The sequence below is a fragment of the Limnohabitans sp. Rim28 genome (genome assembly GCF_000293865.2).
Taxonomy (GTDB): domain Bacteria; phylum Pseudomonadota; class Gammaproteobacteria; order Burkholderiales; family Burkholderiaceae_C; genus Limnohabitans_A.
Genome location: NZ_ALKN02000051.1, coordinates 1 through 627 on the forward strand (window position 1 = coordinate 1; position 627 = coordinate 627).

Here is a 627-nt window from a genome sequence, read left to right on the forward strand (position 1 = left end):
AAGATGGAACTCATGCCAGTCTATGGCCCGCAATTCAAAGAACAGATCGTCAAAAAGATGATGCCGCCTCACAACCAAAGCGTTGCCCAAATCAGCCGCGACACCGGTGTGGCCGTGCCGACCTTGTATTCTTGGAAAAAACTCTTTCGCAACCAAGGATTCGTTGTGCCTGCAAAGTCTTCACGCCCAGATGACTGGGATTCCAAAGCCAAGTTGGCCGCCATCATTCAAACGGCCGCTCTGAACGAGGCCCAGCGCTCTGAATACTGCCGGCAACACGGCCTGTACCCCGAACAACTGGACGCTTGGAAGGCTGCTTTTGAATCGCTTGAGCCTGATTCAGAGCCTGCCAGCAAGGCCGACTTGGCTCAGCATCGCAAGAAGCTCAAGCAATTGGAAAAAGAGATCCTCAGAAAGGACAAGGCATTGGCCGAAGCGGCCGCCTTGCTGGTGCTGTCAAAAAAAGCCCAGGCCATCTGGGGCACCAAAGAGGAAGACTGATTCCTCTGAGGATGAAACAGATGGCCATCCAATTGATCACCGAGGCGGTGGCCTGTGGCGCACGCAGCCACAAAGCGTGTGGTGTGCTTGGCATCAGCTGCCGCACCTTGCGCCGCTGGAGCGAGC

General features: G+C 55.5%; 1 protein-coding gene. It reads left to right on the forward strand.

All coding sequences use genetic code 11. The annotated features are described in order from the left end of the window. Window positions 1–501 (forward strand): transposase (locus B472_RS16800; protein WP_019425621.1); only part of this gene is annotated, 501 nt, incomplete at its 5' end. Between the last annotated feature and the right edge of the window lie 126 nt (window positions 502–627).